Raw genomic sequence first — 21,077 nt, 5'->3', positions numbered from 1 at the left:
CCACCCGGGCACGCGCCTTCGCCGGGGTGATCCATCGCCCCGGCGAAGGCCGCATGTGACGCTTCCGCCCCACCGGCCGTCGCGCCCGGCGCCGGCCACCCTCGGACCCCACCGAGGGGCCGGCCTCGCCCCCCGCCACGAATCCCCACCCGGAGGAGCAGGCAGTGCACCCACAGGAAAGCCGGTGGACGGCTCCACGCCGAGCCCTCCACGCGTACCTCATGAGACCGCGACGCCCGCGGACCGGATTCCTCGCCGGGATCGTGGCCGTCCTCCTGGTGATCGCCGGACTGGCGGCAGGACCGTCCGCCGCATCCGCCGCGGACAACCCCTACGAGCGTGGGCCCGCCCCCACCGCGGCGAGCATCGCCGCGGACCGCGGCCCCTTCGCCACCGCCCAGGTGACGGTGCCCAGGGGCAACGGATTCGGCGGCGGGGTCATCTACTACCCGACCGACGCCAGCCAGGGCACTTTCGGCGCCATCGCGATCGCCCCCGGCTTCGGCACCGCCTGGAGCTACTACGCCTGGCAGGGCCCGAGACTCGCCTCGTTCGGCTTCGTCGTCATCGGGATCGAGACCAACACCCTCAACGACTACGCCGACGCCCGGGCCACCCAGCTGCTCGCCGCCCTGGACTACCTGGTCAACAGCAGTCCGGTGCGGGACCGGGTCGACCGCGGCCGGCTGGCGGTGGGCGGCCACTCCATGGGCGGCGGCGGGGCCATCCTCGCGGCCAACCAGCGGCCCTCGCTGCTGACCGCGGTCGGGCAGGCGCCGTACGTGCCCGACGGCAGCCTGGCGACCATCAAGAGCCCCACGATCATCTTCGCCGGCCAGGCCGACGGAACGGTGACCCCGCAGTACGCCCAGAACGCGTACAACACGATCCCCAGTAGCGTCGAGCGCGCGTACGTCGAGATCGCGAACGAGGGCCACGGCTTCCCCGCCGGTGGTGGCGGTGGCAACTCGGGCGCCTTCGCCCGCACCATGATGGTCTGGATGAAGCTGTTCATCGACAAGGACACCCGTTACGCGCCGTTCCTGTGCCCGTCGCTGTCCAACGCGAACGGCATCTCCAAGTACATGGCCAGCTGCCCGCTCGACCCGCCCGGAGGCGGGCCGACGGCCAGCCCGACCGCTTCACCGACCGTCTCACCGAGCGGCACTCCGCCGGCGACGAGTGCGATCCGGGGTGTGGGCTCGGGCCGGTGCGTGGACGTCAACGGCGCCTCGCAGGCCAACGGCGCGCAGGCGCAGATCTGGGACTGCAACGGGCAGGCCAACCAGCAGTGGACCTCCACCAGCGCCGGTGAGCTGCGGGTCTACGGCGGCAAGTGCCTGGACGTGAACGGCGGCGGCACGGCCGACGGCACCAGCGTGATCATCTGGGACTGCAACGGCCAGAACAACCAGAAGTGGCGCCTCAACTCCGACGGCACCATCACCGCCGTCGGGGCCAACAAGTGCCTGGACGTGTCCGGCGCAGGCACCGCCAACGGCACCAAGGTGCAGATCTGGTCCTGCAACGGCCAGAACAACCAGAAGTGGACCCGCACCTGACCGCTCCCCTGCCCCGCCGTGCCGGCGAGGACGGGAGACGTGCCTTCCCTGATGGGAAGCGCTTCGTCACCCTCCTCGTACGACGGCGATCGGCAACCAACGCCTCCCTCATCCGGCCGCCGGGATCGGCGGCCGGATGAGGGAACCAGAGGCGGCACCCCTCTGGGCACGAAGCAGAACTCCGGCAACAGCGCGGCGGCGCGTGCTTTGCCCTGGCTGATCTTGACCTGTCAGGAAGGAAACCGATGTCCCGACGTCCGTGGCTCACAACGCTGACCACGATGGCGCTGATCACTTCCGGAGCCTTGGCGCTCACCTCCGCTCCGGCGAACGCGCTGACCATCCCCGCGTCCGACTACCAGCAGGTGTCGCTCGCGTCGGGCGGCTCGGAGCTGGGTGAGGCGATGTCGCTGGCCGTGATGCCCAACCGGTCGGTCCTCCACACGGCCCGTGACGGCACGCTGCGCGTGACCGATGCCAACGGCACCACGAAGGTGGCCGGCAAACTCAACGTCTACACCCACGACGAGGAGGGCCTTCAAGGTGTGGCGGTCGACCCGGACTTCGCGTCGAACCGCTACGTCTGGCTCTACTACTCGCCACGGCTCAGCACGCCGACCGGTGACGCGCCCAGCAACGGCACCCAGTCGCAGTTCGACCAGTGGAAGGGGCACCTGAACCTGTCCCGCTTCACGCTGAAGTCCGACGACACGCTCGACATGAGCAGTGAGAAGGTCGTGCTGGAGGTGCCGAACGACCGGGGGATGTGCTGCCATGTGGGCGGCGACATCGACTTCGACGCCGCCGGCAACCTGTATCTGACCACCGGCGACGACAGCAACCCGTTCGAGTCGGCCGGGTATTCGCCGCTGGACGAGCGCACCGACCGCAACCCCCAGTACGACGTGCAGCGCACGGCGGCCAACACCAACGACCTGCGCGGCAAGCTCCTGCGCATCCACCCCGAGTCCGACGGGACCTACACGATCCCCAGCGGCAACCTGTTCCCGCCGGGGACGGCGAAGACGCGGCCGGAGATCTACGCGATGGGCCTGCGTAACCCGTTCCGGATGAGCGTGGACAAGGCCACCGGCGTCGTCTACCTGGGCGACTACGGGCCGGACGCGGGGTCGACCAACTCCAACCGCGGGCCGCAAGGGCAGGTGGAGTTCAACCGGATCACTGCGGCGGGCAACTACGGCTGGCCGTACTGCACCGGGACGAACACCACCAGTGAGACCTACAACGAGTGGAACTTCGCCACCAACAGCACCGGCCCGAAGTACAACTGCTCGGGAGGGCCGACCAACAACTCCTTCCGCAACACCGGGCTGACCACGCTGCCGGCGGCCAAGCCTGCGTGGATCAGGTACGGCGGGGACGCCGGATCTCCGCCGGAGTTCGGCTCCGGGTCGGAGTCGCCGATGGGCGGCCCGGTCTACCGCTACGACCCGAACCTGAACTCGTCCGTCAAGTTCCCGCAGGCGCTCGACGGGCGGTTCTTCGCCGGTGAGTACGGCCGCCGCTGGATCAAGGCGATCGAGGTCAAGACCGACGGCGCCTACGGGGAGATCTCAGCCTTCCCCTGGACCGGCACCCAGGTGATGGACATGGCCTTCGGCCCCGACGGCGCCCTCTACGTGCTCGACTACGGCACCGGAAGCAACAACCAGGCGTTGTATCGGATCGAGTACATCGGCAAGGCCAACCGCAACCCGATCGCCAAGGCCTCCGCCGACAAGACCTCGGGACCGGCTCCGCTGACCGTGAGCTTCTCCTCCGCGGGCAGTTCCGACCCCGAGGGCGGTGCGCTGACGTACGCGTGGAACTTCGGCGACGGCACCACCTCCACGGCGGCCAACCCGAGCAAGACCTACACCACGAACGGCACCTACACCGCCACCCTCACCGTCCGTGACCCGCAGGGGCTGACCGGCACGGCGAGTGTGACCGTGAACGTGGGCAACACCGCGCCGTCGGTCACGCTCACCTCGCCGGTGGAGGGGCAGTTGTTCTCCTTCGGCGACACGGTGCCCTTCCAGGTCGCCGTGTCCGACCCCGAGGACGGGACGATCGACTGCTCGACGGTAACCGTCACCTACTTCCTCGGGCACGACAGCCACGCCCATCAGATCACCTCCAAGTCCGGGTGTTCCGGGTCGATCGCGGTGCCGGTCGACGGTGAGCACGACTCGGCGGCCAACATCTACGGGGTGCTGCAGGCGTCCTACACCGACAACGGCGGCCTCACCACCACCGTCGTCCGGACGCTGCAGCCGCGGCACCGCCAGGCCGAGCACTTCGGCGCCCAGCAGGGCGTGCAGACGGCCGATCACACCAGCGCCGAGGGCGGCAAAACGGTCGGCTTCACCGACGACGGCGACTGGATCTCCTTCCAGCCCTACAACCTGAGCAACGCGACGAAGATCACCGCGCGGGTGTCGTCCGGTGGCGTGGGCGGCCGGCTGGAGGTGCGGGCGGGCTCCGCGACCGGCACGCTGCTGGGTACGGTGAACGTGGCGGCCACCGGCGGCTGGGAGACCTTCACCGACGTGTCGGCGAACCTCAGCGGCGCGCCGTCCGGCACGACGACGCTCTACCTGGTCTTCCGCGGAGCGACAGGACAGGGCTACCTGTTCGATCTGGACGCCTTCACCTTCGACACCGGCACGTCGTCCTCCCCGTCGCCCTCTCCCTCAGCCTCCCCGTCCCCTTCTCCGTCGCCCTCGGCGAGCACGAGTGCGCTGAAGGGTGTGGCGTCGGGGCGGTGCCTGGACGTCAACGGCGCCTCGCAGGCCAACGGCGCCCAGGCGCAGATCTGGGACTGCAACGGCCAGAACAACCAGCAGTGGACCTCCACCAGCGCCGGTGAACTGCGCGTCTACGGCAACAAGTGCCTCGACGTCAACGGCGGCGCCACGGCCGACGGCACCAGCGTGATCATCTGGGACTGCAACGGCCAGAACAACCAGAAGTGGCGCCTCAACTCCGACGGCACCATCACCGCCGTCGGGGCCAACAAGTGCCTGGACGTGTCCGGCGCAGGCACCGCCAACGGCACCAAGGCGCTGATCTGGACCTGCAACGGCCAGAACAACCAGAAGTGGACCCGCGTCTGAGGCCACCCGACCCACCACCCGGCCTCGGGCCGATCACCCATTGATGTGACGCCCGGCGCGGCCCAGCTTTCATCGTCGAAAGGGGCCGCGCCGGGCGGCGACGGAAGGACACCCATGCTGCGACATCTGACCCCCGCCGCGCTCGGGCGCATCGCGGGGAGCGACCGGAAGACATCCGTGCTGCGACGCCTGTCGGTGACCGCGGTGGCGCTCACCGCCGCCGCCGCGACGGTGATCCCCACCATCCCCGCCCAGGCCGCCGCCTTCAAGGTGCTGGTGTTCTCCAAGACGGCCGCGTTCCGGCACGACTCCATTCCCGCCGGTATCCAGGCCATCCGCGAACTGGGCGCCGCCAACGACTTCGCGGTGGACACCACGGAGGACGCGAACGCGTTCACCTCGGGCAACCTCGCCCAGTACAAGGCCGTGGTGTTCCTCAGCACCACCGGCGACGTGCTGAACGCCTCCCAGCAGACCGCCTTCCAGTCGTACATCGACGGCGGAGGCGGCTACGTGGGGGTGCATTCGGCCGCCGACACCGAGTACGACTGGCCCTACTACGGGCAGCTGATGGGGGCCTGGTTCAACAACCACCCGGCCATCCAGCAGGCGACCGTACGGAACGAGGACCGGGCGCACGCGGCCACGGCCCATCTCGGCCAGACCTGGACGCGCACCGACGAGTGGTACAACTACCGCACCAACCCGCGCGCCAACGTGCACGTGCTGCAGAGCCTGAACGAGAGCAGCTACAGCGGCGGGAACATGGGCGACCACCCGATCACCTGGTGCCACCCGCAGGCGTCCGGCCGGTCGTTCTACACCGGTCTCGGGCACACCCAGGAGTCGTACGCCGATTCCAACTTCCGCACCCTGCTGCTCGGCGGCATCCGCTACGCGGCCAAGGCCACGAACGCCGACTGCCGTCCCGAGACCGGCTACACGACCCTGTACAACGGGTCGACCACCGGCTGGACGCAGGCCGGGCCCGGCTCGTTCGCCAACAGCGACGCCACGCTGACCTCCCAGGGCGGCATGGGCATGCTGTGGTACAACGCCAAGCAGTTCGGCTCCTACTCCCTCAAGCTCGACTGGAAGCTGACCGGCGACTCCAACTCCGGCGTGGTCGTCGGGTTCCCGGCCACCAGCGACCCCCAGACGGCCCTCGACACCGGGTACGAGGTCCAGATCGACGCCACCGACACCGCGGACAAGACGACCGGGGCGATCTACGGCTTCCAGTCGGCCGACCTCGCCGCACGTGACGCGGCGTTGAACCCGCCGGGTCAGTGGAACACCTATGAGCTGCTGGTGGAGGGTGAGCGACTGCAGGTGTTCCTGAACGGGACCAAGATCAACGATTTCACCAACACCGATCCGGTCCGGTCGCTCCAGCAGGGCTACATCGGCATCCAGAACCACGGGTCCGGCGATGTGGTGTCGTTCCGGAACATCCGGGTCAAGGAACTGAGCGGCCCATCGACCTCCCCGTCCCCCTCGCCGTCGCCGTCCCCCTCGCCGTCGCCGTCCCCCTCCGCGTCGCCGTCGCCGCCCGCGGGTGGCACGACCGCGCTGCGGGGTGTGGCGTCGGGCCGGTGCCTGGACGTCAACGGCGCGTCCCAGAACAACGGTGCGACGGTGCAGATCTGGGACTGCAACGGGCGGGCCAACCAGCAGTGGACGTCGACGAGCGCCGGTGAGCTGCGGGTCTACGGCGGCAAGTGCCTGGACGTCAACGGTGGCGGCACGGCGGACGGCTCCAGTGTGATCATCTGGGACTGCAACGGCCAGAACAACCAGAAGTGGCGCCTCAACTCCGACGGCACCATCACGGCCGTCGGTGCGAACAAGTGCCTGGACGTGTCCGGCGCCGGCACCGCCAACGGCACCAGGGTGCAGATCTGGACGTGCAACGGCCAGAACAACCAGAAGTGGACCCGAGTCTGACGCCATCCGGGCACGCGCCTTCGCCGGGGTGATCCATCACCCCGGCGGAGGCCGTCACCGCCCCACCGGCCGGGCGGCGGGGCGTGAGGTTCACCGGCGGACCTCCCGCCCGGTGCCCCGGGCGATCTCCAGCACCTCCTCGGCGCTGAAGCGGCACTGGTCTCCCTGCACGCTCATGGCCAGGGAGGCCATCGCCGTCCCCCGGCGGAGCGCGTCCTCGGGGGAATCGTCGAGTGCGCCCCACAGCACGCCGGCCGCGAAGGCGTCCCCGGCGCCGATCCGATCGACTCCGACGGTGGGCAGTGCGGGGGCCGCGAAGGACTCGCCGTCCCACCGTGCGACAGCGCCGCCGGCCCCGGCCGTCACCACGACGCGATCGACTGACAGCCTCCTCGCCAGATCGTCCGCCAGCGTCGCGGGATCGCCGGCCAGGCCGAAGAGGTCGTGCGCGTCCTCTGCCCGGCAGATCAGCAGGTCGACGTCGGGTGCCAGTTCGGCGGCGAATGAGGCGGCCGTCTCCGGCGAGGACAGCGCCGATCGATAGTTGACGTCGTAGACGACCAGAGCGCCACGCTCGCGCCCCTCCCGCGCCGTTCGCAGCACGAGCGCGTCCGACCCCGGCGCCAGGGCGGCGGTGATGCCGGTCAGATGGATGATCCGCGCCTCGCACACGGCAGCCCAGTCGAGATCGTCGGCGCGGAGCGAGCCGAACGCGGTGCCGGCCCGGTCGTAGAGGACGCTCGTCGGGCGCGGCGGGGAGCCGATCTCGGCGAAGTAGAGTCCGAGGCGCTCGTCGGCCATCCACCGCACGGTGTCGAGGACGACGCCGGCGCTCGACAGTGAGTCCGCTACCCGGCGCCCGAGGACCGTGTCCGGCAGCGCCGATGTCCAGCGAGCGGACACGCCGACCGATGCCAGGGCGACGGCGACGTTCGCCTCGGCGCCGCCGACGTGCACACGCAACCGGCCGCAGTCGCGCAGCCGCTCGCCCGACGGGGGCGACAGCCGCAGCATGGCCTCACCCAGCGTCGACACCTCGACGCGCCGGCTGCTCACGGGGCCTTCGCTCCGTTGCTCACTCATGCCCGGGAATCACCCCTCTTGACGGACGCTCTTTCCCCGGCTTTCATCATACCTATTATGTGTTACGTCACACGCACTCAGGGAGCCAGAGACAAGTGAAACAAGGCCATTTGGCATCCCTCGTGGGAAGCATCTCCCTCGCGGCCGCCGGCATCGTCGTCGTCGGCGCCGCGCCGGCGCTCGCCGTGCCGCCGCATCCCGGCCGGACCACGATCGTCGTCTCCCCGAACGGCGACGATCACAATCAGGGCACCCCGGGCAAGCCGCTGCGCACCCTGCCCGCGGCACAGGCGATGGCGCGCGCGTCGGCGCGCGCGGGAAGCGCTGTGACGGTCGTGCTGAGGGACGGGACCTATCGGCTCGACAAGCCGCTGCGTTTCACCGCGGACGACTCGGGCACCAGCGCCAAGCCGGTGACCTGGACCGCCGCGGAGGGGGCGCACCCGGTCATCTCCGGCGGCCGGGCCGTGACCGGCTGGACGTCGTACGACGCCGGCAAGAACATCTTCGTCGCCTCGGTGCCCAAGGGGCAGGACAGCCGTCAGCTCTACAAGAACGACATGGCGGTGCCGCGCGCGGCGATCAAGATCGCTCGCAGCGATGTGACGATCACCGAATCCGGAATGGAGATCAAGAATCCCGCGCTGAACTACCTCGCGACGCTGCCGGACCAGAGCCGCATCGAGGTCGAGAGCCAGGGCTCCTTCACCGATCGGTACGCCCCTGTGAAGAGCATCAGCGGGACGACGATCACCATGCAGCAGCCCGCGTGGCAGAACAACAACTGGGGGTACGACACCCTGGCACGCCCGTTCGCGGGCGGTCAGCTGCTGCTCGAGAACTCCTACGCGTTCCTGCAGGAGGGACAGTGGTACCTCGACCCGGCCGCCGGCAAGCTGTACTACCGTGCCGCCGCCGGTGAGGACCCGAACGGCGCGTCGTTCGTGCTTCCCTACCTCGAGTCGCTCGTGCAGATCGCGGGGAGCTACGCGAAGCCGGTGCACGACCTGACCTTCTCGGGCATCCGGTTCTCGCACTCGACCTGGCTGTCCCCCGGCTCGTCGATCGGCTACGCCGACCAGCAGAACGGCGCGTTCATCCCGAAGACCGTCCCGCAGCCGGCCGACTACCTGAGCAGCTGCCAGTCGGGCTGCCGGTTGTTCGAGGGCGCGCGCAACGGCTGGAACCAGATGCCGGCGGCGGTCCAGGTGGCCGCGGCCACCCGCGTGAAGTTCACGGAGAACACCTTCGCCCACCTCGGGCAGGTCGGCCTCGGCATCGGGCTGGACGCCAACGCGAACGGGGCCGGGATCGGGCTCGGCGTGACCGAGACGACGGTCCACCACAACCTGTTCACCGATCTCGGTGGCGCGGGGGTCGTCGCGGGCGGCGTGCAGCCGGACGCCCACCACCCGAGCGACCCGGCGATGACCCTGCGCGACATCACGATCGACAACAATTTCGTGACCGACGTCGCGAAGGACTACAAGGAGATGTCGGGCATCCTGACCACGTACGTGGACCACGCCGTGATCGCGCACAACGAGGTCTCGAACCTCGCCTACGACGGGATCGACACCGGCTGGGGCTGGGGCGCGAACGACGCGGGCGGCAGCCAGGACTACAAGAACCGGGGCCTCTACGAGTTCCAGCCGATCTACACCACGCCGACGACGCTCAGGAACACCGAGGTGACCGGCAACCTGATCCACGGAGTGAAGAAGGTCTTCCACGACGGCGGGAGCCTGTACAACCTGTCCGCGAACCCCGGCGCCGTGTTCAGCGGCAACTACATCTACGACACCAAGCGCACGGTGGGTCTCTACCTGGATGAGGGATCCCGATACGTGACGATGAAGAACAACGTGGTCCAGGACTGCGGAGTGTGGGTGTTCACGAACTCCTACGGGACGATCAACAACACCAGCGACAACGTGCTCCAGCACAACTGGTACAACTCGGGCGTCACGCAGACGCCGAACACCACCGAGCACAACAACCAGCTGATCGACAACGTCCAGGTGTCGGGCACCGCCTGGCCCGAGGACGCCCAGCAGGTGATCGAGCAGGCCGGCATCGAGCCGGGCCTGCGGACCTTCCCCGGGGTCTCGCAGTAGTCGCCGGAGCGCGGTAGCCGCCGGACGACGATGAGGCGGGGAAGCCGAACGGCTTCCCCGCCTCTCCTATGGGGCGAGCACGCTACCTCGCCAGCCACCCGCCGTCCACCGGGATGATCGCGCCGGAGACGTAGTCGGAGGCCGCCGAGCTGAGGAAGACCGCCGCACCCGCGATGTCGTCGCCGCGGCCCCAGCGTCCGGCCGGGATCCGCTCCAGGATCGACCGCGACCGTTCGGGGTCGTCGCGGAGCGCCGCCGTGTTGTCCGTCGCGATGTAGCCCGGCGCGATGGCGTTGACGTTCACGCCCCGCCCGGCCCACTCGTTGGCGAGAGCACGGGTGAGGCCGGCGATCCCCGACTTCGCGGCGGTGTAGCCGGGCACGTTGATCCCGCCCTGGAAGCTCAGCATGCTCGCCGTGAACACGATCTTGCCGCGGCCGCGCTCCAGCATCGGACGCGCGACCAGCTGCGTGAGGGCGAACTGGCTCGACAGGTCGATTTCGATCACCCGGTCCCACCAGGAGAGCGGGTGCTCCGCCGCGGGGGCCCGTTCGATCGTGCCCGCGTTGTTGACGAGGATGTCGGGAGCCCGTTCCGCGAGTTCGGCGCCCAGCGCCAGGACGGCGTCGCGATCCGCGAAGTCGACCGCCCGGCTCTCGAAGGACCGGCCGAGCCCGCGGATCGACTCGGCGACCTCGTCGTCGGCCCGCGCCTGAGTGCTCACACCGATGATGTCCGCGCCGGCGGCGGCGAGGGCCTCCGCCATGGCGCGGCCGATGCCCCGGCGGGCGCCGGTGACGACGGCGAGACGGCCGTGGAGGTCGAAAAGCTTGCTCATGCCCGGGCCTCCCCCGCCACGTCCACGAGGATCTTCATGGCCCGGCCCGCGGAGAGGTCGTCGATCGCGGAGCCGACCTCCTCGATCGGGACGACGCCGGAGATGACGGCCTCCGCGGGGATCCGGCCCCTGCCGAGCAGGTCGACGGCCCGCTCGAAGTCGGACCGCTGGTACACCCGGGCGCCCAGCAGCCGCAGCTCGCGCCAGAACACGCGCTGAAGGTCCAGCTCGCGGGGGGCGGAGTGGATGGCCACCACGACGATCGTCCCGCGCACCTTCGCCAGCGCGGTGGCGGAGCGGACCGCGGCGGCGGCCCCCGACACCTCGAACACCACGTCGGCGCCGACGTCGTTCGTCCAGCGTCCGACCTCGGCGGCCATGTCGGCCGAGGCGGGATCGATCACCTCGAACCCGAGCGCGGCGACGCGGCTGCGGCGCGAGGCGTCGACCTCGGCCACCATGACGTGGGCGCCGGCGTCGCGCGCGACGGCGGCGATGAGCACGCCGATGGGGCCGCCGCCGAGCACGACCGCGTGGTCGCCGACCTGGAGGCCCGAGCGCCGGACGTCGTGCACCGCGACGGCGACGGGCTCGACGAGCGCCGCCGTACGCAGGTCGAGACCGGGCGGAAGCGGCACCGCGATCGACGCCGGCACATTCCACCGCTGTTGCAGCCCTCCGGGGGAGTCGATGCCGACGAACACGAGGTTCTGGCAGATGTGCTGATGACCGGCGAGGCAGGCCGGGCAGGTGCCGTCCCAGACCAGCGGCATGACGGTCAGGGGGTCGCCGACCTTCCAGCCCTCCACGCCCGCGCCGACCGCCGCCACGGTGCCCGACGTCTCGTGGCCGAACACGAGGGGTGTGCTCACCCGGGCGTCCATGGCGCCGTGCACGATGTGGAGGTCGGTTCCGCACAGTCCGCAGTACGCGACGGCGATCTGAAGTTCCCCGGGACCCGGCGGCCCGACGTCAACGGAGACGGTCTCCAGACGGCCTCCGCCCACATACGCAGCACCCTTCATCGGCCTTTTCACTCTCCTTCGCACCGCACCGCACCAGCGGCGGCAACCCTTGCGCTCATCATACGTATGCCGTTACTTTTATCACCATCTCTCACCCCCCGATGTGGGAGACAGGACAAAAAGGACTCGAACATGTTCCGTTTCACACGAGCCGGACGCACGGGCCCATGGACGCGCGCGATCAGCGTTGCCGGAGCATCGGCCATCGCCCTCACCCTGGCCGGTTGCGGCGGCGATGGCGGCACCTCAGCCGGTTCCTACGGCTTTCCGCAGGTTACTCAGGACGACAAGGCCCCCATCACGGTATGGGTGGACTCCGATAGAGCGAGCGCGGCCGACGCCTTCAAGAAGGCCAACCCGGACGTCAAGATCAACGTCGTCACCTACGACGGCTCGGCGAACGGCTCCAACTCGTTCCGGACGAAGGTGCAGCTCTTCGACCGGGCCGGCAGCGGCTGGCCCGACGTCGTGTTCTCGACGCAGAACAACGACGCGGCGTGGGCGAGCCAGAAGAGCAACGGCAAGCAGGCGTTCGCGGCCGTGCTCAACGGCGGGCTCGTCCCGAAGACCACTCTCGACTCCTTCACCCAGGGTTCGCTGGACCCGTGCACCGTCGAGGGCAAGGTCTACTGCCTGCGCAACGACCTCGCCCAGGTCGCGCTCTGGTACAACAAGAGCCTGCTCGACAAGTTCGGCTATGCCCTCCCCACGACGTGGGAGGAGTATCAGGCGCTCGGCGAGAAGGTGGCCAAGGAGCACCCCGGCTACATCGTCGGCGCCGTCGGAGACTCGTTCGCCCCGGAGATCTACTTCTGGAGCGGCAAGTGCCAGGCGAACGGCATCACCGGTCCGAAGTCGGTGACGGTCAGCACCGGCACCACGGAGTGCAAGCGCGTCGCGTCGATGCTCGACGTTCTGATCAAGAACGGCACCACGCCCAACCTGAGCGTGTTCACGCCCGAGTTCGTGAAGAAGTACACCGGTAAGGTGCTCCTGATGCCCGGCCCGGCCTGGTACGCGGGAGCCATCTTCAACAACCCGCAGTCGCTCAACGTCCCCGCGGGTCAGCTCGGCGTCGCGGCGCCGTTGACATGGCAGGGCGACAGCGCCGCGACCGGCAACGTCGGCGGCGGCACCTGGTTCGTCAGCAGCCATTCGAAGAACCTCAAGGCGGCCGAGAAGTTCGTCGAGTTCGTCACGACGGCCGACGACTACCAGGTGAACGTCGCTCCCGGTTACCCGGCCTACGCGCCTGCCGCGGAGAAGTGGCTCAAGAAGCAGGAGTCGAGCGGCTACTACGCGACCGACCTGCAGGCACTGCTCAAGGCCGGGTCGCAGATCTGGAGCGGGTGGGGCTCCGGCGTCTTCAGCCAGGAGGCGATCTGGGCGAAGACGATCACTCCCGCGATCGCCGGCGGCAAGAACCTGGTCGATCTGCTTCCCGAATGGGAGACAGCGATCAAGAACCAGGCCCAGGTCAACGGCTATACGGTCAAATGACATGACAGCCATGAATGAGACCGGCCCGTCGGCCACGGCGGCACCGCGTGGAGGGCCGGGCGAAAGGAGCGACGCCGGCGAGCGGAGCGCGATGAGCTACGGCTTCATCGCCCCCTACGCAGCGCTGGTGATCGCATTCGGGGTCCTGCCCGCCGTCTACGCGGTCTTCCTCGCGTTCACCGACAGCGAGGGCGGCTTCGCGGGGATCGCCAACTTCACCAAGGTCGTGAGCGACTTCCGCTTCCTGCCCGCCGTCGCGCACGTCGCGCTCTACCTGGTGATCTGGCTGGTGGCCCTGGTGGTGCTGGTCTCGTTCCTGGCCGTCGTCGTGCACGCGGTCCGGGTGCGGTGGCTGAGCCGGACGCTCCGGTTCGTCTTCTACCTGCCGGGCGCCCTGGCGGGCGCGTCGAGCGTGCTGCTGTGGCTGTTCGTACTCGACCCGACCGCCAGCCCGGTCAGCGGCCTGCTGCATCTGCTGGGATTCTCCAGCTTCGTGCAGGTCATCGTGCCGGCGAACCTCCCTCCGGTCTTCGCCATCATCGCGTTCTGGACCGGCGCGGGCGGCTGGATCGTCATCATGTACGGCGCGCTCAACAACATCAGCCCCGACGTGATCGAGGCCGCGCGCATCGACGGCGCCGGCGCCGTGCAGATCGCCCGGCGCATCCAGCTGCCGATGCTGCGCAAGTGGATCTCGTACATGGGCATCATGTCGCTCGCCGCCGGCACGCAGCTGTTCGTCGAGCCACAGCTGCTCTCGCAGGCGAGCAACGCGATCGTGCCCAACGACTACTCGCTCAACCAGCTCGCCTACCAGTACGCGTTCCAGCAGAACGACTTCAACGGAGCGGCGGCCATCTCCCTGCTGCTGCTCGTCATCGCCCTCGCGCTGTCGTTTGTCTTCGTGACGCGCGGCGGCCTGTTCGAGAAGGACTGAGGTCATGACGACAGTCGACGTCGGTCGCCCCGCGGGGCGGCGCAACAGCGTCAGTGGCTGGAGCGGACGGACGATCGTCGCGGTCGTGGTTGCGATCTTCGTGCTGTTCTTCGTCATACCGATCGTCTGGCTGCTGCTGGCGACGACGAAGTCTGCGCACGGGCTCATCGTCGAGAACCCGTTCCAGCCCGGCGGCATCGGCGACCTGGCCGCCAACTGGAAGCAGCTGTTCGGCTTCCAGGACGGCGCGGTCACCACGTGGGTGGGCAACTCGGCGCTGTACGCCCTGGGTGCGCTCGTCATCACGCTGATCGCGAGCATCCCGGCGGGCTACGCGATGGCTTTGACGGAGTTCCGGTTCCGGCGGCTGCTCCTGGTGCTGACGCTGATCGTCATGCTGATCCCGAACACCGCGCTGGTGCTGCCGATCTTCCTCGAACTGAACGTGGTGGGGCTGATCGGCAGCCCGCTGTCGGTGATCCTGCCGATGTCGTTCTTCCCCTTCGGCGTGTACCTCACCTACATTTACTTCTCCACCAGCGTTCCGCGTGACCTGCTCGCGGCGGCGCGCCTGGACGGATGCACCGAGTTTCAGGTGTTCACGAGGGTCGCGCTGCCACTGGCCTCGCCGATCGTCGCCCTGGTCGCGTTCTTCAGCTTCGTCCAGAACTGGAACAACTTCTTCCTGCCCTTCGTGATGCTGCCGTCGAGCGAGGGGTACCCGATCCAGGTCGGCCTGACCTCCCTGCTCGCCTCTACCCCGGCGTTCAACCCGAGCTCGGCCGGCGCCCAGTCCGTGCAGCTGCCCACGCTCGCGCTCGCGACCGTCATCTCGGTGCTGCCGGTGCTGATCGTCTTCCTTTTCGCACAACGCTTCCTGGTCGCGGGCATGACGGCCGGGGGCACCAAGGAGTGAGTCGCATTTCCGTCACAAAGGAGCAACCGTGAAGGTCACCGGCTATCGCAGCCTGACGACTGCGCACGACTGGGGCCGGCTGATCGGCGACGCCAACGGCGTCATGCCCGAGCCACGCACCGATGTGCACGTGCTGATCCTCGAGACCGACAGCGGTGTCGAGGGTGTCGGGCTCGGGGCGCACGGGGACATCGACCGCGTCTTCGGCGCCGTCGAGGGCGAGGACCCGCGGGCCGTCTCCTCGCTCTACGACCGGATGCTCGACCGGGTCTTCAAGACCGGCCACTCCGGTGCGACGTTCGGCGCGATCGGTGCGATCGACATGGCGCTCTGGGACCTCAAGGCGAAGGCGGCCGGCGAGCCGCTCTGGCGCACTCTCGGCGGACGTGACCGGTTCGTTCCGGGCTACGCCTCCGGGCTGGACATCGCACTCGACGACGACGCCCTCGTACGTCTCTACGAGCGCTTCGCGGAGCGGGGCTTCAGCGGCGCCAAACTCAAGGGCGGCCGGAACCTCGAGCACGACCTGCGCCGTCTCAAGGCGCTGCGGGACGTCTTCGCGCGCAACTCGGCCGACCCCGCCCTCATGCTCGACGCCAACGAGTCGTGGAACCGCTCGCAGGCCGTGCGCCACATCGCGGCGCTGGAGCGGGAGGTGGACCTCACCTGGGTGGAGGAGCCGGTGCGCAGATGGGACGCCGCCGGGCTCGCCTCGGTCCGGCGGGGCATCCGCGCCGGCGTGGCGACCGGCGAGAACCTCACCGGTCTCGAGCAGTACCGGCCGCTCCTGGACGCCGACGCCGTCGACATCGTCCAGGTGGGCAACGTGTGGGGCATCACGCACTTCCTGCGGGTGGCCGCGGTGGCGCACAGCCGTGACCTGCCCGTGAGCCCGGTGGCCTACCACGCCAACCCGGTCGCGCACGCCGCCGTGGCCGTGCCGAACCACCTGGCCTTCGAGGTCCAGGACCTCTCGGCCCCCATCGGACTCCACGTCGACCAGGAATTCGAGGACGGCGGGATCGTCCTCGGCGACGAGCCGGGCATCGGCATCCGGGTGGACGAGGAGCACATCAACGCCGTGCGGGCCGCCGATCCCCCGGCCGCGATCGACGGGCCTCATGTCCGCCCCAAGCGGGCGGGCCTGCGCCTCGTCCCGGACTCTCGTCAGGACGACCGCAACGGCGTGCGCGCCGGAGAGCGGGTGGGATCGTGAGCGCCCAGCCCCGCATCGAACGTCACGCCCTCGTCGTCGGCGTCCGGCCGGAGCGCCGGGAGGAGTACCTCGAGCTGCATCGCGACGTCTGGCCGCAGGTCGAGCAGACCTTGCGCGACGCGAACGTCACGAACTACTCGATCTTCATCGTCGGCGACACGCTGTTCGCCTACTACGAGTACGTCGGCGACGACCACGCCGCCGACATGGCCCGCATCGCCGAGGATCCGGTGACGCGCGAGTGGTGGACGCACACCGACCCCTGCCAGGTGCGCATCGTCGAGGAACGCGATCCCGGCGCCCTGTGGCAGCCGCTCGACGAAGTCTGGCACCTGTCGTGATCCGTTCCGTCGACGCGCACGTGCATCTCTGGAACCGGGCCACCGATCCGCAGCCGTGGATCGACCCGGTGACGATGGCGGCGATCGACAGAGACTTCGCGCCCGGCGACCTCGAGCGGATGCTCGATTCGACCGGCGTGGACGTCGCCGTCGTCGTGCAGTCGATCAACAGCGCCGCCGAGACGAGGCGGCTGCTGACCCAGCCGGGCCCGCGTGTCGCGGGCGTGGTGGGCTGGGCCGACCTCACGGGCGACGTCGCGGCGCAGTTCGACGAGCTCGACGCCGCGGCGCGCCGGAGGCTGGTCGGGATCCGTCACCTGATCCATGTCGACCCCGATCCCGATTGGCTCGGACGACCCGACGTGGGAGCGGCGCTCGACCGGCTGGCCACCCGCGACCTCGGCTTCGATCTGGTGGTGCGGTCGTGGCAGCTGCCGCTGGCCGCGGCCGTCGCGGCCGCGCATCCCGGCGTGCGCTTCGTCGTCGACCACCTCGGCGGGATCGCCGAAGCGGACGACGACGACGGCTGGGAGGCCGGCCTGCGCGAGCTCGCCGCCCGGCCGAACACCTGCGCGAAGATCTCCGGGCTGGCCGGGCTGGTGAGCGGCGGCGACGGAACCCGCCTGCGCCGGGCGGTCGACGTGGCGCTGGAGGCGTTCGGCCCGGAGCGGCTCATGTACGGTTCCGACTGGCCGCTCGCCGAGCTGGGGGCCGGGCCGGTCGCGTGGCGGGGAGCGGTGGACGAGCTGGTCGGCGAGCTGAGCCCGGCGGAGCGCCAGGCGATCATGTCCGGCACCGCGTCGGCCTTCTATCGGCTCGGCGCATGACGGCCCAGGTCACGGATCTGCTGAAACGGGGCCGGTCGAGGCACGGGGTCATCGGCCTCGGCGGATCGCCGCTCGGCAACTTCGCCCGTCCCATGACCGACGACGAGGCCGCCCTGACGATGCGCCGGGCGTGGGATCGCGGCATCCGCTACTTCGACACCGCGCCGCACTACGGCCTCGGGCTCTCCGAACGCCGCATCGGCGCCGAGTTGCGCCGCCGCCCTCGCGACGAGTTCGTCCTGTCCACCAAGGTCGGCCGTCTGATCGTGCCCAACCCCCGGCCCCGGGAATGGGACGACGACGGGTTCGCCGTTCCCGGTGACCTCACACGGCGGTGGGACTTCTCGGCGGCGGGTGTCGAACGCTCGCTCCGGGAGAGCCTGACGCGCCTCGGGCTCGAGTCGGTCGACATCCTGTACCTGCACGATCCCGACCAGGCGTGGAAGGGCGCGGCCAGGGAGGGGCTCGCGGCATTGGCGCGGCTGAAGACCGCCGGCGTCGTGAAGGCCATCGGCATTGGGACCACCTCCACCGCCGGGCTCGCCGGGATCATCGAGGACGGGCTCGTCGATGTGATCATGCTGGCCAACCGCTACTCGCTGCTCGACCACACCGCACTCGACTCGGTGCTCGCGCCGGCCCATCGCTTCGGTGTCGCCGTGGTGGCCGTCGGTGTCTTCGCCACCGGCCTGCTCTCCACCGCCCGGCCCGCACCTGGCTCGACGTACGAGTACCGTGCCCCCGGCGCCGACGTGATCGGGCGCGCCGAGCGCATCGCGTCGGTCTGCGAGGATCACGGCGTCGAACTGCCCGCCGCCGCGCTGGCCTTCCCCCTGCTGCACCCCGCGGTCTCCGCGATCGCCGTCGGCATGCGCTCACCACGAGAGGTGGACGAGAACCTCCGGCGGTTCGAGACCGACATCCCCGGCGGGCTCTGGAACGACCTGATCGCCGAAGGCCTGATCCCGGCCGGGGCCGTGCGGACGCACGACTCCTGAGGCCCGGGCGCGGGCGGCGCATGAGCCCCCGCCACCGTGACGCCGGCAGCGGCCGGCGTCACGGTGGCCGCCCTCTCAGGAGCCGGCTTCCTGGCCCATCGCTCCGCGTACGCCGGGACGGCGCCTGGCCCACGAGCCCACTATGTGGACGCGCATCGCGGCCGCGGCCCCCTGGGCGTCGCCCTGGAGGATCATCGACTCGATCTGCCGGTGCTCGGCGAGCGACTGGAGGAGTTCCTCCCTGTTCGGGTCGCCGTTGTACTGGCTCGACAGCCGCGCCTTGGCATGGATGCCGTGGATGATCGCGTGACCGAGGCGGTTGCCGGAGGCCAGCATGATCATCTCGTGGAAGGCGACGTCCTCCCTGCCGTAGCGATCGGGGTCGTGCAGGGTCTCCGCGAGGACGTTCGCCTGCCTTTTCAGCGCCTCGGCCTGAGCCGGTGTGATCACGTGCGCGCACTGGGCCGCCATGTCGCACTCGAGCGCCGCCCGGACGTTGACGAGGTCGTCGAGGATGGACAGGTCGCTGTCGTACCGGATCTGCGCCTCGAGGACGAGGGGGTCCAGCAGGTTCCAGCCGATGGGCTCGAGGACCCGGGTCCCCCGCCCCGGTGTCGCCTTGACCAGGCCCTTCGCCTCCAGAAGCTTGATCGACTCGCGCACCACGGTGCGGGAGACGCCGAACTCCTGGCACAGCTCGGGCTCGGTCGGGAGTACGGTGTCGACGGGATAGGCCCCCGACACGATGCGGTCGACCAAATGCGTGACAACGGTATCGCCCAGGCGCCTGGGGCGTCGGTAGCTGGGCGGCTCCAGCGAGGCGTGGGAGGTGCTCCCGGTCAGACCGGGTTGAGAGGACGCGGCAGTCACTGGGCCTCCAGGAGGATCATCACCAGCCCAGTATACTCGCCTGCGCATATGTAATTCATATGATGTAATCAATGACACTTTGCGCCACATGGGCGAAGGCCGTCGTGCGGTCATGACGACTGCCGCAACGACATCACCGCCCACGGCGCGAGTTCGACGTCGAGGTCGAGCACGCCGGTGCCGGGCACGGTCAGCGTGAACCTGAGGAGCGAGTCGGCGACTTTGCTCAGGTGCTCGCTCTCGGCCCGGGACGGGTTGAGCGGCGATCCGAGCCGATACCAGGCCTCGGCGGCGTTCCCGTGCTCCCAGTCCACGATCTCGACGAGGAACGCGCTGCCCGGCTCCAGTCCGCCGATCGAGTGCCGGATCCTCCGGCTCGGCCCCATCTCGGCCAGCGCGCGTGTCGCCGCGTACGAGTCCTGCGACCGGACACCCCTCATGCCCATGTCCTCGGGGTAGTTGAAGAACACCGCCGACACGGCCGACGTCCGGCTGTCACGGGTCACGACCCCGTCGGACGTCGCCAGGAGCAGCCGGTCACCGAGCCGTTCCAGCATCCTGAAGGCGTGGAACGTGGGCTTGTGCACACCCCCCTCGTTCACAAGGCCGAACCCGCCGTGGAACGGCCCGATGCCGGCGCCCCCCTCCTCGAAGACGTCCGTGAAGGTCCAGTAGGAGATCGAGTCGGCGAGGGTGGCGCACTGCAGATACGACCGCGTGATGGAGGTCGCCGCGAACAGCGTGTCGTGGATGAAGTCACGGGATGACGGCGACGTCGACCACTCCGTGATGTGGATCTCCGCATCGGGGTACGCGCTGTTGCTCACGAGCTTGCGCAGCAGGGTCAGGTCGTCGAACGTGGCGTCGGCGTACCGGGTGATGTGCACCGCCTCGCCGTCGGCGGCGAACGCGAAGTCGGTGGGGTACGTGTGCGTCGAGATGAAGTCGATCGGAAGTCCGCGCTCCGCGCACCAGGCGATGAAGTCCTCGATCCACACCGGGCGCCAGTCGAGCGCGTCCACGTCGGAGGCGGCGGCCGTCTCGTGCGTCGCGGCGCGGTCCTCGACTTCGCCCTTGTAGCGGTCGTCGGGCACGAAGACGCTCGTCGCGGGCCCGCCCACCTTCAACGCGGGATCGATGTTCTTGATCGCCGTCACGGTCTGCTCGTAGAGCTCGAAGTACTCGGTCTTCGTCCCGGTCCAGAAGTGGGGAACCAGGTTCGGCTCGTTCCACACCTCGAATCGCCACTCCCGCACCTCGTCGAGGCCGTAGCGGTCGATCCAGTGCTCGACCGACCTCGTGACCAGTTCGACCCAGCGCGCCATGTCCTTGGGCGGGCTGCAGTGAGCGCCCCACCAGAACACCGTCTCCGTCTCCGTCGCCAGCTCGCGCGGCATGAAGCCCAGCTCGACGAATGGACGGACACCGCAGTCCAGGATGAAGTCGAACACCTTGTCCACGTAGCTGAACGTGTACACGGGCTCGGCAAGGGGGGCGTTCGGCCCGAAACCGCCGCCATAACTCTCCCGGTAGACGAACATGTCGTCGTGAAAGACGCCGTGGAAGCGGATGTACTGGATTCCGCATGCGTCGACGACCTCGGCGAACTGCCGTTGCCAGTCCGCGCGCAGCGCCTCGTTCGCCCGTCCGGCGCCGATACATCTGCTCCAAACGTGCGGGAACGCACTGCCGTCACACAGCTTGCCGTCGATCCTCAACCGGGATTCGAACACACCGTCGCTCGTCATGCCTCACTTCTCTTCACAAATGGTTTACGGGTG

Annotated in this window: 16 protein-coding genes; 11 read left to right on the top strand and 5 right to left on the bottom strand. The window is 69.3% G+C overall.

Going from position 1 to position 21,077, the window contains the following annotated elements; all coding sequences use genetic code 11:
- Positions 1 to 221 precede the first annotated feature (221 nt).
- The 3 genes from QSK36_RS38925 to QSK36_RS38915 all read left to right on the top strand — a co-directional run bounded on the left by QSK36_RS38925 (position 222) and on the right by QSK36_RS38915 (position 6,628).
- On the top strand, positions 222 to 1,562 hold the full coding sequence (locus tag QSK36_RS38925) for an RICIN domain-containing protein (RefSeq protein WP_285785854.1): 1,341 nt from the start codon (positions 222 to 224) through the stop codon (positions 1,560 to 1,562).
- A 245-nt stretch (positions 1,563 to 1,807) separates the two neighbouring features.
- Positions 1,808 to 4,681, top strand: a complete 2,874-nt coding sequence (locus tag QSK36_RS38920; protein WP_285785853.1) for a lectin — start codon at positions 1,808 to 1,810, stop codon at positions 4,679 to 4,681.
- A gap of 114 nt (positions 4,682 to 4,795) precedes the next feature.
- Positions 4,796 to 6,628, top strand: a complete 1,833-nt coding sequence (locus QSK36_RS38915) for a lectin (protein WP_183533390.1) — start codon at positions 4,796 to 4,798, stop codon at positions 6,626 to 6,628.
- Between the two features lie 90 nt (positions 6,629 to 6,718).
- Here the strand turns inward: QSK36_RS38915 and QSK36_RS38910 are convergent, their stop codons facing one another.
- A complete protein-coding gene (locus QSK36_RS38910) occupies positions 6,719 to 7,684 on the bottom strand; it encodes a sugar kinase (RefSeq protein WP_183533392.1) in 966 nt (321 codons plus the stop codon).
- A 149-nt stretch (positions 7,685 to 7,833) separates the two neighbouring features.
- On the opposite strand from QSK36_RS38910, the gene QSK36_RS38905 reads away from it, so the two are divergent.
- A complete protein-coding gene (locus QSK36_RS38905) occupies positions 7,834 to 9,828 on the top strand; it encodes a right-handed parallel beta-helix repeat-containing protein (protein ID WP_183533394.1) in 1,995 nt (664 codons plus the stop codon).
- Between the two features lie 82 nt (positions 9,829 to 9,910).
- On the opposite strand, the gene QSK36_RS38900 is transcribed toward QSK36_RS38905, so the two are convergent.
- Positions 9,911 to 10,666, bottom strand: a complete 756-nt coding sequence (locus tag QSK36_RS38900) for an SDR family oxidoreductase (RefSeq protein WP_285785852.1) — start codon at positions 10,664 to 10,666, stop codon at positions 9,911 to 9,913.
- Positions 10,663 to 11,691, bottom strand: coding sequence for a zinc-dependent alcohol dehydrogenase (locus QSK36_RS38895; protein ID WP_285785851.1), 1,029 nt, complete (start codon positions 11,689 to 11,691; stop codon positions 10,663 to 10,665). Before QSK36_RS38895 ends, QSK36_RS38900 begins: the two co-directional genes overlap by 4 nt.
- 309 nt (positions 11,692 to 12,000) lie before the next feature.
- On the opposite strand from QSK36_RS38895, the gene QSK36_RS38890 reads away from it, so the two are divergent.
- From QSK36_RS38890 to QSK36_RS38860, 7 genes are read left to right on the top strand one after another with little or no spacing between them, the layout of a single operon-like run.
- Complete coding sequence (locus QSK36_RS38890; protein WP_220506513.1) at positions 12,001 to 13,191, top strand: ABC transporter substrate-binding protein; 1,191 nt, start codon at positions 12,001 to 12,003, stop codon at positions 13,189 to 13,191.
- 1 nt (position 13,192) lies between these two features.
- Positions 13,193 to 14,128 carry a carbohydrate ABC transporter permease gene (locus QSK36_RS38885; RefSeq protein ID WP_183533402.1) on the top strand — a complete coding sequence of 312 codons (936 nt, stop codon included), beginning with the start codon at positions 13,193 to 13,195 and terminating at the stop codon, positions 14,126 to 14,128.
- Positions 14,129 to 14,132: 4 nt separating this feature from the next.
- Positions 14,133 to 15,044 carry a carbohydrate ABC transporter permease gene (locus QSK36_RS38880; RefSeq protein WP_285785850.1) on the top strand — a complete coding sequence of 304 codons (912 nt, stop codon included), beginning with the start codon at positions 14,133 to 14,135 and terminating at the stop codon, positions 15,042 to 15,044.
- Between the two features lie 28 nt (positions 15,045 to 15,072).
- Positions 15,073 to 16,260 (top strand): mandelate racemase/muconate lactonizing enzyme family protein, encoded by a 1,188-nt coding sequence (locus tag QSK36_RS38875; protein ID WP_285785849.1) that lies wholly within the window; start codon positions 15,073 to 15,075, stop codon positions 16,258 to 16,260.
- Complete coding sequence (locus QSK36_RS38870; protein ID WP_285785848.1) at positions 16,257 to 16,601, top strand: L-rhamnose mutarotase; 345 nt, start codon at positions 16,257 to 16,259, stop codon at positions 16,599 to 16,601. Before QSK36_RS38875 ends, QSK36_RS38870 begins: the two co-directional genes overlap by 4 nt.
- On the top strand, positions 16,598 to 17,428 hold the full coding sequence (locus tag QSK36_RS38865; protein WP_285785847.1) for an amidohydrolase family protein: 831 nt from the start codon (positions 16,598 to 16,600) through the stop codon (positions 17,426 to 17,428). The genes QSK36_RS38870 and QSK36_RS38865 overlap by 4 nt, the downstream gene beginning before the upstream one ends.
- Positions 17,425 to 18,426 carry an aldo/keto reductase gene (locus QSK36_RS38860; RefSeq protein ID WP_285785846.1) on the top strand — a complete coding sequence of 334 codons (1,002 nt, stop codon included), beginning with the start codon at positions 17,425 to 17,427 and terminating at the stop codon, positions 18,424 to 18,426. The genes QSK36_RS38865 and QSK36_RS38860 overlap by 4 nt, the downstream gene beginning before the upstream one ends.
- A gap of 75 nt (positions 18,427 to 18,501) precedes the next feature.
- On the opposite strand, the gene QSK36_RS38855 is transcribed toward QSK36_RS38860, so the two are convergent.
- Positions 18,502 to 19,344, bottom strand: coding sequence for a FadR/GntR family transcriptional regulator (locus tag QSK36_RS38855; protein ID WP_225897529.1), 843 nt, complete (start codon positions 19,342 to 19,344; stop codon positions 18,502 to 18,504).
- 62 nt (positions 19,345 to 19,406) lie between these two features.
- Positions 19,407 to 21,044 (bottom strand): GH39 family glycosyl hydrolase, encoded by a 1,638-nt coding sequence (locus QSK36_RS38850; RefSeq protein ID WP_285785845.1) that lies wholly within the window; start codon positions 21,042 to 21,044, stop codon positions 19,407 to 19,409.
- Positions 21,045 to 21,077: the final 33 nt, after the last annotated feature.

Origin of the sequence: Microbispora sp. NBRC 16548 (genome assembly GCF_030268985.1) — a bacterium.
Lineage (GTDB): Bacteria > Actinomycetota > Actinomycetes > Streptosporangiales > Streptosporangiaceae > Microbispora > Microbispora catharanthi.
The sequence above is the reverse complement of the archived record's forward strand: the minus strand, read 5'-3'. Positions and strand labels throughout refer to the sequence as shown.